Here is a 14,953-nt window from a genome sequence, read left to right as displayed (position 1 = left end):
ATACAAAATAATTTTTACACCCAGGATTTCCCTATTTTATATGAAATAAATACACCTAATTTTGTTATGGAATAATGTAATGATTTATTGTTCCCAAATTGGCTTTTTTAAAGTCCAATAGTTATACTCATTTTTATAAAATAAATCATCATTATAGAAGCGATCTACTATACTGTAAAACTCTTGAATGGAGTATCCAGTAAAATTACAAAAGTCCTCTACTGCTTTTGAATCAAGCTTATCATCATGTTTCTTAACTAATTCAATACCTTGTTCTCTGCTAATTAATCCATATCTAATAAACTTTGAAGAATAATCAGTAGCTGAAGCATGCCCAAACTTAGGATACTTCATCCATGGATGCACTAGGTAGGCATAACTATCGACTTGGTCAAAATTTTCTACATGGTGCTCTCTTTTCCACTCATGCTCTAAATCTTTAAATCCATTTTTCTTTGCAAACAAGTAATTATTATAACTGTTCCATCTATAAAAATAACTAATATAAATTGGTTCTATAGAACTCAAATCTTCTACTGAAGGAGCAAAACATAGACTTAAATCCTTAATATTTATATCTTCATCCAGAAGTTCATCCCAATCAATGTCTGCAGCAACACCATTTGAAAGCTGATCCTTAGCACTGTATGTTTCAACCCTTTGTGTACCACCGTACTCATAACTTATATTTTCACCATACACTACCAGAGGAATATTAAATTTCAAAGACATATGTAAAGGATAGGTATATATTAACCGATCAATGTACCAGGTAGGCTTACCATACTTTTCAAAGGTTTTTCTCATCAATTTCTTTTGTAATTTAATATTTGGTTTAAGGCTTATTATGTCACAACCAAACCTCTCAGAAATGTTACGAATATTATGTTTTCCGGCTTCTGTCATTGTGAAATTATCCTCGACTGATACAAGTAAGGGATTCATTCCTAATACTTCTTTCATAATGTAAACCTGAAAATGACTATCCTTTCCTCCACTAACGGCAATGATACAATCATAATTGTTCCCTTTGTTTCTGTATTTCTCACAAAGATCTTTCAGTTCCATTGCTCTTTCTTCCCAATTAGTAAAGCCCTTCTGTTCCTCTGCTCTACAAGCCTGACAAATACCTTCTTCATCAAAATATATCCCTGGCCTAGTGTTTGGCATAACACACTTTGTGCAATATTTCATATCCATATTCCCCTATTTAGATATTATAGTTTTCAGTCTTAAATTTTGCTAAATTTTCTTTTATAGTAAACCAATCTATAGTTTCACTAAGTCCTTTTTTGAGCCCCTCAATTCCTGAGTATTTTGGTTCCCACCCCAATAAAGCCTTAGCTTTCGTATTATCCGCCCATAATCTTTCAACCTCACTATTACTAGGACGAATACGAATCTCATCGGTTTCAATGTCAAGATCTATATCCATAATCTCCGCTATTAGCTTAGCAGTTTCCTCAATTGAAACTTCGAAGTTGCTACCTATATTAATTGCTTCCCCAATGGATCTAGTGCTATTCATTACCGAGATAAAACCACTAACAGTATCCTTAACATAATTAAAATCACGTGTCGGTCTTACAGCACCTAATCTTACTTTCTTCTTCCCAGCAGCTAGCTGAGTAATAATTGTTGGAATTACTGCTCTGGCTGATTGTCTAGGTCCATATGTGTTAAAAGGACGGATAATAGAAACCGGAGTTTCAAATGAACGATAAAAGGACATCGCCATTTGATCAGCACCAATTTTTGATGCGGAGTAAGGAGACTGACCTTGTAAGGGGTGATCTTCATTTATTGGAACATACTTAGCTGTTCCGTAAACCTCACTTGTTGATGTGTGAACAACCTTGGTAATACCTAACTCTCTTGCTGATTGAAGTATATTTAATGTCCCCTTAATATTTGTATCTACATAAGTATCTGGAGAATAATAAGAGTATGGTATAGCAATTAACGATGCTAAGTGTAATACTACTTCACAACCCTTCATCGATTCCTTTACGCCATGTGGATCCCTTATATCTCCCGCGAAAACTTCAATCTCCTTTTTTATGTCCTTCGGAGATGAATCTAGCCAACCCCAGGAGTTAAAAGAATTATAAAAAACAAACGCCTTCACATTGTATCCCTGTCGTACTAATTCCTCTGTAAGGTGAGAACCGATAAAACCATCTGAACCAGTTATAAGTATCCTTTTATTTCCCATCCTTAACACCCTTTACTTGTTGTAATAATAATTCATTTATTTCTGAGTTAACATCTTCAAAGATAGACTTCATATTTTTAATATCAAACTCACAGCTATTTATAAACCTTTTGAAGCTCTTGATTGTTTTTTTTGCTTTTGAGAGTATATCCTTATCATACCTTAAAGAATTAATTTCTCTTGATAGCAAATCAAATTCCACCCTGGACATTGGTTGTAGAAAGGTTACATAGAAATCATTAGTTACAAATTTCTTCATCACATCGTCAAACTTAGTAAACATTCTTTCTAACTTAGCAATTTTCTTTTCTACTATTAGTTGTTCCATCTTATTAAATGTTTTTTTGACAATTCTTAGCGTCTCTAATAGTTCAATAAAATTCAACTCCATTTCTACTTTTTTTTGTTCAACATACTGGAGATTATAGCTGTTTTCTGCAGTTTCGAACCACTCTCTTCCAATTTTTGTATGCTCTAATCGCTCGTTAATTAGAGTTGATAACTCGATGTAAACAGTCCCATTAATATGTGCCCCATTTTTGGTAGTGTTAATTATTTCCTTGTTTTTCATATGATTTGCTATATAATATTCTAATTGAGACCTCATTCTGTTAAATGAAGAATCTGTAAATATTTCGTTTCCTTCAACACTTTTTACAATAATTGCATTATTTATATCATCTTCTGTTATTTCATCTGAAGCATGCTCGTATCCCATATCTTTTGAATAAGTCTTATTATCTTTGTAGGCTAAATTTTGACCTACTAAAATAATAGGATTTGAGCCAAGTTTATCTAACAGTTCCATTGTAACGATTGCAATTGAAGGAGCATCATGTACTTTATTTGTTTTATTATTACTATTAAGTTCAATATAGTAATTCGAGATTGTATCTTGACTTGTAACCATATGAATCTTTTTACCGTGAAAATTTTTTATTGTCTCATACCCAACACTAGTACCATAAATCATAGGGATAGTATCTATTTTCCTTTGAATGACTTTTTCAAAGACCTTCTGATTTAACTGCGTGGGGTCATAAGTGCACATTGCATCCGGATAGATACCATTTTCTATTAATGTATTTATAGCCGATCCTACTGAAAATATATATGCTAATTGATTTATTTTAATAAATTTTAAGTTTTCAATCTCCTCATCCAACGAGGGACCAGCGGCAACAATAATGGCGGGCTTATCTATAAAAAAGTCTCTTTTAACATCATGTAAGATATTAGGTGTTCTTAATGTTTCTGGGAGATTAATCCAACTATTTAAAGTCCATCTCTTTTGAAATGAGTAATTCACAAGTATTCCTTGCCGATTCTCTTCAACTGTTTTTTTAAAGTCAGTAATGAACATTTGATATTCCTCAGGAATTAATCTTTCATAGCTAGGCAAAGTAACTAACAGTGTCTTTTCTCTAACAACATCAACAAACTCTTTTATAAACTTCCTTGTTTCAAACTCAGACTGACCTACTTTCAAAAAAAACAAGTCTTCAATAGGTAATTTAGTTAAGTCACGTAGTTCCATATATCGCTTGAAAACTCTAATTTCAGGTTCTATTAATGTAAATTTCTTATTTGGATATCTCTTTAATAGCTCTTCCACATGGTAGCCTAATCCTAAACCATAAAAAAAAATGTGCTCATACTTGTCAATATTGCCTAAATTATCAACTATTATTTCTGCTTCCTTAAGAGGATTATACTTACTATGAAGCACCAATAATCGACTATCTTTTAAAACTTGCAAGGTTGGTAGTCCACATTTGGTAAGGACTGATTCTATTTCCCCTTCAATATGTTTAGTGTTGATTAACTTCTGAAATAATTCCTCATCAAATTTTTTAATAAATTTAATGTTTTCCTTCAGCATGAGTATTATTCTCCTCTAAAAACTGTGTCGTGCATGTAATTAGATCCTGAAGTAAAGGTATAATCTCATAGTTGAGAATATCAGCGATAAATATATTATCTTGCCCTTCTAATGCCTCCAGTAAATTAGGAAATACATTCTCAAAAGAAGCAGTTATTCCCAGGTACTTATCCCCATGATTTGGTTTTATTTCCTTACTATTAATAGAAACAATTGCTTCATTAATCCATTGTAATGCTTCTAAAAAATCCGTTAACTTTTTCCAAGATTCCGAGCTAGAAGAATTATAAAAGGCAGTAGATAGTTGTTTTAACTCAGGGATTGCATTAGAAGAGTACTCGTTTATTGATAATATTATGCTAGTAAAAAATTGCAAAACAGTTTTTACCTCAACTATTATGTTCTCTATTCTTAAAAGGTTTTCTTCAATATAGATCTCATAATTATCATATACTTCAACACCATCTATGATCATATGACTAAAATATAACTCTCCATCTAATAGTATATCGTTTATAAAAACTTCTATTTCATCGTAAATATCATTTGATTTATTCAAATACTTAGTATTATTTAAAAGTCTAATCTTCATTTAGAAATCCCCCATTATTTTGTGCTTATATTTATTATCGACATATTATTAAAATATTAAAGTATACAATTATTATTAGAAAATAACTTTTATATACGCTAAGTCCATATATCTTAAGCTAGGCGAATAATAATAATTCTTAAAATAGTACAACCATAACTAACCTTTCTATGTACTTTTTTGCTGGAACAGAATCGATAAGGTTAACAAATCTACCTTTCACCGATATGGAGCTCTTCTAACTCCTTGACAACCTTCCACAAACAAAAAGTTTAATACTATATTTCGTTTCCACCAAACCTCTCTACTTTTTCTTTTATAGTTGGTTAGATCCCCCCAAAATACTTTAAAACGACTATGTATTTTGCAGGATATTTGATTTAAAGCATCATTTTTCACGGCACAAAAAACCACAGTGCAGTACACTGTGGTGGATAAATCTATATACTTTTTAGTCTTCCAGAAAAGAAATATGGTTTCTTCACTTAAATTAATTATTGTAACAACTGTAAAACTGATTGTGGTCTCTGATTCGCTTGAGCAAGCATAGCTTGTGATGCTTGTGAAAGAATATTGTTCTTTGTAAAGTTCATCATCTCTTTTGCCATGTCTACATCACGAATACGAGATTCAGCAGCTTGTAAGTTTTCAGAAGCATTACCTAAATTACTAATGGTATGCTCTAAACGGTTTTGGAATGCTCCAAGTTTCGAACGTTCTGCGGATACTTGATTAATAGCAGCATCAATAACTGAGATTGCAGCAGTTGCTGATTCATGATGTGAAATATTTAAAGCATGTACTTTATCACCAGAAACATTTCCTTTATCTGTTAGCTCATTGTTTGCACCTTTTGCAAAAGTAGCACCCGATGACTTAGCAACTAATTCTGAAGATACAATAGTACCATTTTCAGAGATGAATTGGGCACCAGAATCTTTAGATCCATCAGCTTTAAAGTAAGTTTCATTCACTCCGCCAGATGCATTCTTATTTGCTGAAACAGTAGAATTAGAATATGTTCCGGAACCGATATTTGCATTTGCTCCACTAGAACCCGCAATACCTAGTGCCTCAGAACGCATATCAAAAATATCTACTGTGAAATTCTGTGCAGAGTTAGCACCAACTTGCATTTTAAGACCATTTCCACTAGCAGTTGATCCAGCATCGGCTACAAAACCACTACTTAAACGTTGTGAACCATTTAACAATTTCTTTTGGTTAAACTCAGTATTATTACCAATACGATTTATTTCAGAAGTTAACTGATTAAGCTCTTTTTGCAGCTCACTACGATCTTGATCAGTATTTGTATCGTTTGATGCCTGAGTAGCTAGTTCACGCATACGTTGAAGGATTGAATGTGTTTCGTTTAACGCACCTTCTGCTGTTTGAATTAAAGAAATAGCGTCTTGAGAGTTACGTTGGGCTTGATTTAACCCACGTACTTGTCCACGCATTTTTTCAGAGATTGCTAGACCAGCAGCGTCATCACCAGCACGGTTAATACGAAGACCTGAAGATAACTTCTCCATTGACTTAGATGCATTTGTTTGGTTCGTACCCATTTTATTAAACGAGTTAATTGCAGGTAGATTATTGTTAATAATCATGTGATATTTCCTCCTTGAATATGTTTGTCCCACATCCTTGTGGTTGTCAGAGAGAGTAATTAAGCGGCCGTCTCAATTACTCGTCCGATTACAATGTTAATATCGACATGATTTTTAGTTTATTTAGTAGTTTTTTGCTAGAAAATTTATTTTTTTATTTGATTTGTGAATTGTCTTAGTAGGTCTATAGATGTGTTCGTTGCTTTATTATTTTCTTCTTGTATTGAAAGGTAGATTTCTTTTCGGTGGATTTCAACGTGTTTTGGTGCTTCAATACCTATTTTTATTTGTTCCCCTTCAACAGCTAATATTTTGATTTCAATATCTTGTCCAATTTGAATAGATTGATTTATCTTCCTTGTGAGAACTAGCATGATTAACCCTCCTTAACTGAAGAGGTTAGTTGATTTGTTAGATAATGTTTTGTTTTATAACTTGCATCACTTAAGATAAATTGTTTTCCTAATTTCTTTTTAGTGTTTATAACGATTGGCCCTTGCAAATTGGCTGTTGTATCTTCAAACGGTTCTTTAACTGTAAGGATAACGAAAAGTGCAATATCTTCTTTTTCTTTTATTTCCAACGTCTCTAATAGTTGATCAGTTAGTTTTACAGAATAACCTTCGAAAAAATCAAAAGGGCTAATCATAACAAAAGCAAGTGCCGGTGTCTGAATAGATTGCATAATCATGAAAGGTCCCTCTTCGTGGAAAGGAACAATTGTAAATTCAGTTTTATCTAAGAAACCTGGTAATCCTTGCCTAAAATGAATAATTTGACTTTCTTCTATCTCAACTTCCCCATGATATTTGGTTAATATCTTCATTTTTTTCACCACTTTCTATTATTTTATGATATCCATATTTATACCAATAGCTTGTATGTCTATAGAGGCTTTTTGTTTCGTATATATTGAGACATGACCTCGCTGAAAGTTAATTTGTGGTTTATTGATTTTTGCTTTTAATTTGAAATTTTCAAGATCTACATCCATTGTAATTTTGGAAGGTGTATATTTAAAGTGAACCTTTTCAGCTGTTTCTGGCATGAAACCTATGTTAAACTGCTTTGGAGCTGGTTGACTATCTTCTTTAGCGAGTTGGGGTATTATTGACTTATCCTGGTGTTCAATAGTCATCATTCTATTACCTTGACTGATTTCCTTTGCAATGTCTAGAAGGACTCTCTTCTTTGCTTCTGACGCCCATTCTTTTATCACCCTAAAAGGGTTTTTCAAATTTGCATCAGCAAAGGCCTCTGATTGGTCAATTTCTAACTTACTTTTTGTTTTAGTCATTTTTACTTCTGGTTGTGGTTGGTTATATTCAATTTCAGCCATTGGCTGTCTTAACTCGATGTGACCTCTACTCTGATTAATGCCAATTTTCATCATTGTTTTGGTTATTTGTAACTCTGGTAGTTTCATACGAACCTCCATTTCGAGTTCTTTTTATATATTGTATTGTATCGAAAATATCTTAAGAAAAAAAGCTATCCCAATAGGAATAGCTTACCTTAAGAAGTCCATTAGTGTTGGTTGAATAATTCGAGCACCTGCAGCTAGTGAAGCACGATGAAGACTTTCTTGGATAGTAAGATCAATGATTGCTTTTTCGAAATCGATATCTTCATTGTCAGATACCGTTTTGTTTGCAATGACTTCTTGTTGAAGAAGTCTATCTTGAACCATTTCAGCACGGTTCATCTGAGCTCCTAGTTCAGCTCTAGTAGAGACTATACTGTTCATAAAACCATCTAAGTTGTCTAATACCTTAGTTAATTCTGCCCCTTTTGTAGACGGGTCATTCAGCATTTTCTTTAGGGATTCTAAGCTACCAAAAAGTTCAGTTGAATAAACACCTTGTGGTCTAACGTTTATAGGAATAGTAACGCCTTTCATGATCTCAATCCTAACATCTTCTGTATTAGTAGAGACCGAAAATTTATTCGATATAACAATATCTGAAGCATTTATTTCCTCACGCAATTCCATTTTCTGTCCATCAAGATATTTTTGTTCTTCAGAATATTTACGAACAATTTCACCGTTTGCCCCACTGATAGATATTGAGTCCCCATTAGCCGATTTATATACTTTTTCAATACTATCATACTGATAAGAAAGGCCTTTATAACTAACTACATAATCTTCAGCTTTGAGCGTTGAATCACTTAAACCCTCTTGAAATTTTTCATATCCTAAATTAAATCTATTTTCATTAATAGGTTGAGAAGCTGTGTTTGTACCATTAAAAATATAGTTATCTCCTACTCTAGTATTAGCGAGAGCCACTATGTGTTCTTGTAATCTCGATATTTCAGCTGTTATATTTTTTCGTGCAGTTGGGTCGTAACTATCATTAGATGCTTGGACTGTTAGTTCACGAATTCTTTGGAGTACTGAGCCTGTCTCATCTAATGAAGCATCTGCATTTTCAAGCCAGTTAAACCCCTCACCTAAGTTCCTCTTAAACTGTTCGACCTCTACAACCTGGCTACGGTAACGCATTCCCTTCATCGCTACCACAGGGTCATCTGAAGGTTTTGTAATCTTCTTACCCGACATGATTTGATCTTGGATTTTCCCAAGCCTATTGTAATTTTGACTTAAATATTTTAAGTTGCTGTTCGTTAACATAGATTGTGTCACACGCATATTAATTCACCTACCTATCTTCCTACAACGCCCATACCGTTTATTATTTTATCTAACATTTCATCAACCATAGTAATATTCCTTGCCGCAGCGTTATAGGCATGCTGGAATTTAATCATATTGGTCATTTCTTCATCTAACGATACACTACTAATAGACATGCGTCTTTGTTCAACAGAATCTTTCAAAACTCCTGCTGTTTGAGTCATTTTATTTGCTTCTCCTGCATTATCTCCTAATCTACCAATCATACCTTGATAAAAGGAGTGAACATTTGTTAACGTTCCACCATAATTTATGATTGCATCCTTAACATTTGAGAGTTTAAGAGCATTTGAACCATTACCAATAAAGGCTTCATCACTTGATTTTACTCCTTGTGCAGGGAACGTAATTGTCCATTCATCCCCGCTATTAGGTTTTGAAACAAGTGATGTATTTATTTTTACTCCAGCTACACTAACCTCTTTTTCAGTGAAGCCTTTCCAATCTGCAACACCCAATTCTTTACCATCTTTATCATAGGCAGTTAACTGGTGGGCCCAAGAACCTGTATTTGTAGTACTATCAAATGTAAATTTCATGTTTATTTTCATTTCTGCTATATCTGAACTGAAACTCTTAAAGGAGTCAGGTAAATTTGTTGAATCATAGATTCCTGTAAATGAAGGGTTTCCTACAGTTGCTGTATTTACACTTGATGTCCTAATCATCCCCCCAGCTAAGACATTACCTTCTGCAGCAGCTGCTATATTCTGGGGATCATCTAAGATAGACTGTGAGATTTTTATAATCGCAGCTGCCCCTTTTGGGTTAGCTTCCGTTGGTACACCACCATTAAACGAAAAGAAATCCATCCCGGATTTGCTACCATTTCTAATTTCATTTAAGCTCCATCCAGATTGATGAACTTGGTTAAAATGGCTAGCGAAAGTAAAAGCCATTTGATCCAAATCAGCTAACATTTGATTATAGAGTCCTTTAGTAACAGGTGTGAGGCCTGACTTATCAACATATCCGTATCCTTCAATATTCCCTTTTAATTTACCATTTGAACTAAAGGCTGAGAATTCAATTAAATTATATATAGAGTTGGTAGCAGTGTCAGCTTCTATACTGTGTTTAATACCAACGAAGCCTTCTTCATTCTCCTTTAGCTCAAAGAATTTAATTTGAGACACAGGACTGTCTAACTCCGCGCGGTTTTCATATTGAATATGAAAGCCATTTGCCTTTCCAGAGAGTGAATCAACTAACTTAATGGGCTTATTAGCTGAGTCTCTTAACGTATCCCCTTTTGGGTCTGCTAAGTAGATATCATAGAGACCTTCAGCATTAGTAGATGCTAATCCTCCACTAGGTCTTACATCAATTTTGATATTAACAATAGAGGACAATTCATCAATAATGCGATCCCTCTCATCATATAAGTCATTCGGTAAGTAACCATGTGGTTCAATTGAGCCAATTTGTTTATTAATTTGATTAACTTGTCGCAATAATGAATTTACTCTTTGCTGAGTTACGTCAATCTCATTTCTATAATCCTTTTGAATTGCTTTTAGTGAGTTAGACATATAATTAAAAGTGTTAGCTAAGGATATACCTCTCTCACGTACAACCCTTCTAGCACCATCATTTTGTGGCTGAGTAGCCAAATCTTGAAGAGCATTCCAAAATTGGTCAAGTGATTTGGCTAACCCAACGTCAGAAGGTTCATTCATTATATCTTCCATTTGAGAAAGTTGTTCTGCTTTTGCCTGCCAGTATCCCAATTTACTACTTTCACTTCTAAATTGCATATCAACAAAACTATCACGAATTCTTTGAATATCTGAAGCTTTAACACCCGTACCTATTTGTCCTGGTATTTGAGGTCGATTTAATCCAGGTGAAGGAAATGGATTAGTTTGAGCAAAGTTAACCCTCTGCCTTGAATAGCCTGGTGTGTTGGCATTTGCAATGTTATGACCGGTTGTATGAAGTGCTGCTTGTTGAGTCATCATCCCTTTTCGAGCAACTTCTAAGCCGTGAAAAGTTGAAATCATTTAATTAACCTCCGTTATACCTTCGAGTCGAAAAGTGAACGACCTTTTGTAGCTAAATCTAAGTCTTTTTCCTCTTCCTGTCGTCCATAGTTGAAAGAATCTATATTAGGGTTTAATAAATCTAGTGATAAATTTACAAAGTATAAAGACTGTTCTAACAACTCTTGATTTAGTTGATTTTGTTCTTGTAAATCTTTAATTAGAGACTCTAGCTCTATTTTCAATATGCTGAGTGTCTCTTTATCTTGTTTATTGGCTAAGTTAATAGTAGCTGTTATTGTAGGCTCTCCGGTAAAATTGTTTGATAATAAAAAATCTTTTGCATTTAGTAGCATATCTGACTCAAGTTTTTTTATCGCTTGTATATGTTTATTTTCTTCCTTTAATATTGACTGTAGTTCTTCTGCACTTCCCTTTATAATTACTCCAGTCTTATTCTTAGATATTTGAATCAAACTTTTATGAAGAAGAATCAGTTTCTCCAATGCTTGGACAATATTTTTAACAGTCAATCCCTTCAACTCCTAGAACCTATTATTCCAGAAATCATAAAGTTTTTTTGCTGTTTCCATATTATTAACTTCATATTCTCCAGAGCTAATCTTCTCTTTGATTTCTTTAACTTTAGCCTCACGTTCAATTTCAATCTGTCCTATCTTCTGAAGTTCTAAAGCTTCATTAGATATTTCAATTTTATCTTTACGCCCCGATTTTTGAACTGTTTCACTTTTTTCAATTTGCTTATTGTAAGGATTTACATTTAACCGACCTATATTATTAATTTTCAACGTAGTCACCTCTCCTAACTAAATATTAATTAAATTATGTTATAAAAAATCATTTAAACCGCACTTAAGCTGGAAACGTGTTCCGATAGTTTTAATATCGACTAATATAAATAAATTTAAAGGAAAATACACATTTTCTTACTAAATTGATAACACTGACCTATAAATAAAAGAACCACTAGCCATCTCTAGTAGTCCTTAAGTATACATATTTATTAATAACCCTTTAACTTCACCAACCATATTCAAAATATCTAATCCATTTTTCTCCTTATCTAGTACAGTATTTGTTAGGTCAATTAATTTCCTATCTACCTCTTTAACAATTTTATAAACCTTTGTCCTTCCTCTTCGGTTAAAACCTCTTTGTTCCTCAAGCTGCAACCCGTTTTGAACGGCTTCTTCCATGAATTTTTTCACTAACTTTTTATATTTTCGAAGTTCATCTACAGTCCTATTTTCAGCCAAAGTTTTCCCTTGTTGCTCAATTTCATCAACCATTTTTGTAAATTTATCATAAATAGTCTGCTGACGATTTTTACCCATCACTTCTTGAAAAGAAATACTCTCTATTGACATATTACTTTTTGTTTTAATTTGTTCTAGACCAACTTTGCCAACCTTTTGAACATCCATAGTATTCCCGCCTTTGAATTAAATAATATCTATATTCTAACATGTAGTTAATAAAAAAGAGAGGGGCTCATTGAAAAACTGAGCTTTCCTCTCTATGTTAATATTATCCTTGAAGTAATTGTAGAACACCTTGAGGTAATTGATTTGCCTGTGCAAGCATGGCTTGAGCAGACTGATTTAAAATATTATTTTTCGTAAACTGAGTCATCTCTAGCGCCATATCAGCATCACGGATACGAGACTCAGATGCTGTTAAGTTCTCATGAGTCGTTTGGATATTACTAATAGTATGTTCCAAACGATTTTGAGTAGCTCCTAGTTTTGCACGAATAGAAGAAACCTTCTGAATTGCTTGATCAAGATCAAAAATTGCTTTATTTGCACCTGTTTGTGAAGTAACATCGATATGCTCAACACCCAACTCAACTGTGTTAAGCTGTGGAACATCAATATTAACATTTTGATTTGTATTAGGTCCAATTTGGAACGCTAATGAGTTATTCGTAACTGAGAACTCACTAAAACCTTGTTTAAGGCTACTATTAAAGCTGAATTCAGCCCCGCCATGTACAACTTTTCCATTTACAGTTGTTACTGTTTTGCGGAAATCAACTGGTTGGTAATCTGTTGTGCTTAAAGTGTATGCGTTTCTAGCAATAGGAGATCCAGGGTTATTTGTATTATTTGTAACTACTAGCATCTGGTCTTTGATTTCAGTACCAGCTGAAGCAACTTCCCAGGCCTTAACGTTTGTAAAACCTGCACCAAGTAAAGATTCTTGTATATCCTTTAGTGAGACATTTGCACCGGAATTACTGTTGAATGTAATTACACCAGTTGACTCATTAACTAATGGTTTTGTATTACTAGTTCCTAGATCTTGAGCTGCTAATCTAAATAATTTTGTACCTGCGTTTGTTTCAACAGAAAAATAGTATTTCCCTCCCTGATTCTCCAAACCGGAAGTACTTGCTGCTGCTGCTACTACATTATTCTCCTGGGTTAAATCTTCCGCAATGGTTCTCTGTGGGGTGCCCCCATCGTGAGCAGCTACTAATGCGGCAGCTAGAGCTCCTGCATATGTAGCTGCTTTATTTTCAGGTATTGATCTTGCAATTGCAGCTTCTTTTATTGCCTGTTCAGCTGCAACTTTTATTTGGTCTGTCAATTGTGACGTTGTTACACCAGTTAAAGCAGTTTCCTTGGCTACTTTAACCCCGGCAGCTATCCCAATAGCTATTAAATCATTTTTATGATCTGCCGCCGCAACTTCTGAAGCACCTGGAACCGGCGGAACTACTGCACCCATATCTGTATTTAAAGCAGTAGACCAAGGCGTTGTGTTAGCATAGTCAACAAAATTAACAGACTCTGCCGATGCTTTTAAACTGGTTAAAATAGGTGTTCCATCGGCATTGTTTGAATCTGATGTAATCGGGATTCCTGTCAAAACAGCAACTGGGCTAACTCCTGTAGGGAAACCACCCGTTAAGCCAGCATTAGGTAAGCCTATTGTTGCTGGTGAGCTTAATAAATTTCCAACTGTAGATTTTGTGTCGCTTGTATTATAACTAGGCACTTTAACAGTTTCACCGAACACCTTCGCTTCTTTGATAGAGTTGGCGCCTAAATTTTGATCGTATGATAATGTTAAAGTAACTTTTGCTTCAATGTTAATTTTAACTGACCCTGCATGCTCGATTTTACTTGCATCAATCTTTAATCCACCTACGGTTACAAATTGACTAGCTCCACCTTGCAGATGACTTCCTACTTCTACTGAAAGAGGAGTTTGATTTATTGGTAACCCATCTGGGCCAATTACTTGTATCTTTGCACTTACATTTGAACCATCATTGTTGTAATCTCTAATATTAATAGTATATTCACCGAACTTTTGATTCGGAACTGAAGTGTCTAATTTAATATCTCCTGCTTTAAGCCCTCCAGCAGGTTGTGTTACATTATAGCTAATATCAGTTGTTGGATTATACTCCACCGATAACTCGTAATTACCTGATTTTAAACTAGGGTCAATGATCTCCGGAGACTTTACTAGTCCTGTTTTATTTGAATTAATTACAGACAGAACAGCACTCTCACCATTTAATAATTTCCTAGTGTTAAATTCTGTTTTTTCAGCAATGCTATCAATCTCTAATAATAATTGATCAACTTCTTTTTGGATTTCTCTACGATCAGCATCAGTGTTAGTGTCATTTGCACCTTGTACTGATAGTTCACGCATACGTTGTAACATAGCATGGACTTCAGTCATTGCGCCTTCAGTAGTTTGCATTAAAGAGATTCCATCCATAGAGTTTCTTTCTGCTTGCTTTAGCCCACGAATTTGAGATCTCATTTTTTCGGAGATAGCTAGTCCAGCTGCATCGTCAGCTGCCCGATTGATACGTAAACCGGATGATAGCCTTTCTAGGTTTTTTGAAGTTTGAAATTGATTTTGGTAAAGGTTACGGTATGCATTTAAGGCTTGAATATTATGATTTATTCTCATGTGAA

Annotated in this window: 14 protein-coding genes; all 14 read right to left on the bottom strand. The window is 34.1% G+C overall.

Annotated elements, in window-relative coordinates; all coding sequences use genetic code 11:
• Window positions 1-84: 84 nt before the first annotated feature.
• Window positions 85-1,194: an N-acetyl sugar amidotransferase gene (locus SM124_RS09380; protein WP_322446249.1), complete on the bottom strand. Its 1,110-nt coding sequence runs from the start codon at window positions 1,192-1,194 to the stop codon at window positions 85-87.
• A 16-nt stretch (window positions 1,195-1,210) separates the two neighbouring features.
• Window positions 1,211-2,215 (bottom strand): NAD-dependent 4,6-dehydratase LegB, encoded by a 1,005-nt coding sequence (locus tag SM124_RS09375; RefSeq protein ID WP_322446248.1) that lies wholly within the window; start codon window positions 2,213-2,215, stop codon window positions 1,211-1,213.
• Window positions 2,205-4,097, bottom strand: coding sequence for a motility associated factor glycosyltransferase family protein (locus tag SM124_RS09370; protein WP_322446247.1), 1,893 nt, complete (start codon window positions 4,095-4,097; stop codon window positions 2,205-2,207). Before SM124_RS09370 ends, SM124_RS09375 begins: the two co-directional genes overlap by 11 nt.
• The gene (locus SM124_RS09365; RefSeq protein WP_322446246.1) at window positions 4,078-4,689 is read right to left on the bottom strand and encodes a DUF8042 domain-containing protein; all 612 of its coding nucleotides are present in this window, start codon (window positions 4,687-4,689) and stop codon (window positions 4,078-4,080) included. Before SM124_RS09365 ends, SM124_RS09370 begins: the two co-directional genes overlap by 20 nt.
• Window positions 4,690-5,183: 494 nt before the next feature.
• Window positions 5,184-6,305: a flagellin N-terminal helical domain-containing protein gene (locus tag SM124_RS09360; RefSeq protein ID WP_322446245.1), complete on the bottom strand. Its 1,122-nt coding sequence runs from the start codon at window positions 6,303-6,305 to the stop codon at window positions 5,184-5,186.
• Window positions 6,306-6,451: 146 nt separating this feature from the next.
• Window positions 6,452-6,679: a carbon storage regulator CsrA gene (csrA, locus tag SM124_RS09355; protein WP_322446244.1), complete on the bottom strand. Its 228-nt coding sequence runs from the start codon at window positions 6,677-6,679 to the stop codon at window positions 6,452-6,454.
• Between the two features lie 2 nt (window positions 6,680-6,681).
• Window positions 6,682-7,131 carry a flagellar assembly protein FliW gene (gene fliW, locus SM124_RS09350; RefSeq protein ID WP_322446243.1) on the bottom strand — a complete coding sequence of 150 codons (450 nt, stop codon included), beginning with the start codon at window positions 7,129-7,131 and terminating at the stop codon, window positions 6,682-6,684.
• Between the two features lie 18 nt (window positions 7,132-7,149).
• The gene (locus SM124_RS09345) at window positions 7,150-7,731 is read right to left on the bottom strand and encodes a DUF6470 family protein (RefSeq protein WP_322446242.1); all 582 of its coding nucleotides are present in this window, start codon (window positions 7,729-7,731) and stop codon (window positions 7,150-7,152) included.
• Window positions 7,732-7,815: 84 nt separating this feature from the next.
• Window positions 7,816-8,961: a flagellar hook-associated protein FlgL gene (gene flgL / locus SM124_RS09340; RefSeq protein ID WP_322446241.1), complete on the bottom strand. Its 1,146-nt coding sequence runs from the start codon at window positions 8,959-8,961 to the stop codon at window positions 7,816-7,818.
• Between the two features lie 14 nt (window positions 8,962-8,975).
• Window positions 8,976-11,009: a flagellar hook-associated protein FlgK gene (gene flgK, locus SM124_RS09335; protein WP_322446240.1), complete on the bottom strand. Its 2,034-nt coding sequence runs from the start codon at window positions 11,007-11,009 to the stop codon at window positions 8,976-8,978.
• A gap of 14 nt (window positions 11,010-11,023) precedes the next feature.
• On the bottom strand, window positions 11,024-11,521 hold the full coding sequence (locus SM124_RS09330; RefSeq protein ID WP_322446239.1) for a flagellar protein FlgN: 498 nt from the start codon (window positions 11,519-11,521) through the stop codon (window positions 11,024-11,026).
• A gap of 12 nt (window positions 11,522-11,533) precedes the next feature.
• A complete protein-coding gene (gene flgM, locus SM124_RS09325) occupies window positions 11,534-11,797 on the bottom strand; it encodes a flagellar biosynthesis anti-sigma factor FlgM (protein WP_322446238.1) in 264 nt (87 codons plus the stop codon).
• A gap of 198 nt (window positions 11,798-11,995) precedes the next feature.
• The gene (locus SM124_RS09320) at window positions 11,996-12,433 is read right to left on the bottom strand and encodes a YaaR family protein (protein ID WP_322446237.1); all 438 of its coding nucleotides are present in this window, start codon (window positions 12,431-12,433) and stop codon (window positions 11,996-11,998) included.
• Window positions 12,434-12,536: 103 nt separating this feature from the next.
• Entirely contained in the window at window positions 12,537-14,948 is a 2,412-nt protein-coding gene (locus SM124_RS09315; protein WP_322446236.1) for a flagellin N-terminal helical domain-containing protein, read from the bottom strand.
• Window positions 14,949-14,953: the final 5 nt, after the last annotated feature.

It is taken from the genome of Robertmurraya mangrovi (assembly GCF_034427655.1).
Taxonomy (GTDB): domain Bacteria; phylum Bacillota; class Bacilli; order Bacillales; family Cytobacillaceae; genus Robertmurraya_A; species Robertmurraya_A mangrovi.
This window is presented reverse-complemented; position numbering and strand designations above follow the sequence as displayed.

Coding starts and splice junctions, on each gene's coding strand:
- csrA (WP_322446244.1), bottom strand. CDS start 6,679: ATGCTAGTTCTCACAAGGAAGATAAATCAATCTATTCAAATTGGACAA.
- SM124_RS09345 (WP_322446242.1), bottom strand. CDS start 7,731: ATGAAACTACCAGAGTTACAAATAACCAAAACAATGATGAAAATTGGC.
- SM124_RS09320 (WP_322446237.1), bottom strand. CDS start 12,433: ATGGATGTTCAAAAGGTTGGCAAAGTTGGTCTAGAACAAATTAAAACA.
- fliW (WP_322446243.1), bottom strand. CDS start 7,131: ATGAAGATATTAACCAAATATCATGGGGAAGTTGAGATAGAAGAAAGT.
- SM124_RS09315 (WP_322446236.1), bottom strand. CDS start 14,948: ATGAGAATAAATCATAATATTCAAGCCTTAAATGCATACCGTAACCTT.
- SM124_RS09360 (WP_322446245.1), bottom strand. CDS start 6,305: ATGATTATTAACAATAATCTACCTGCAATTAACTCGTTTAATAAAATG.
- SM124_RS09380 (WP_322446249.1), bottom strand. CDS start 1,194: ATGAAATATTGCACAAAGTGTGTTATGCCAAACACTAGGCCAGGGATA.
- SM124_RS09375 (WP_322446248.1), bottom strand. CDS start 2,215: ATGGGAAATAAAAGGATACTTATAACTGGTTCAGATGGTTTTATCGGT.
- SM124_RS09365 (WP_322446246.1), bottom strand. CDS start 4,689: ATGAAGATTAGACTTTTAAATAATACTAAGTATTTGAATAAATCAAAT.
- flgL (WP_322446241.1), bottom strand. CDS start 8,961: ATGCGTGTGACACAATCTATGTTAACGAACAGCAACTTAAAATATTTA.
- SM124_RS09370 (WP_322446247.1), bottom strand. CDS start 4,097: ATGCTGAAGGAAAACATTAAATTTATTAAAAAATTTGATGAGGAATTA.
- flgK (WP_322446240.1), bottom strand. CDS start 11,009: ATGATTTCAACTTTTCACGGCTTAGAAGTTGCTCGAAAAGGGATGATG.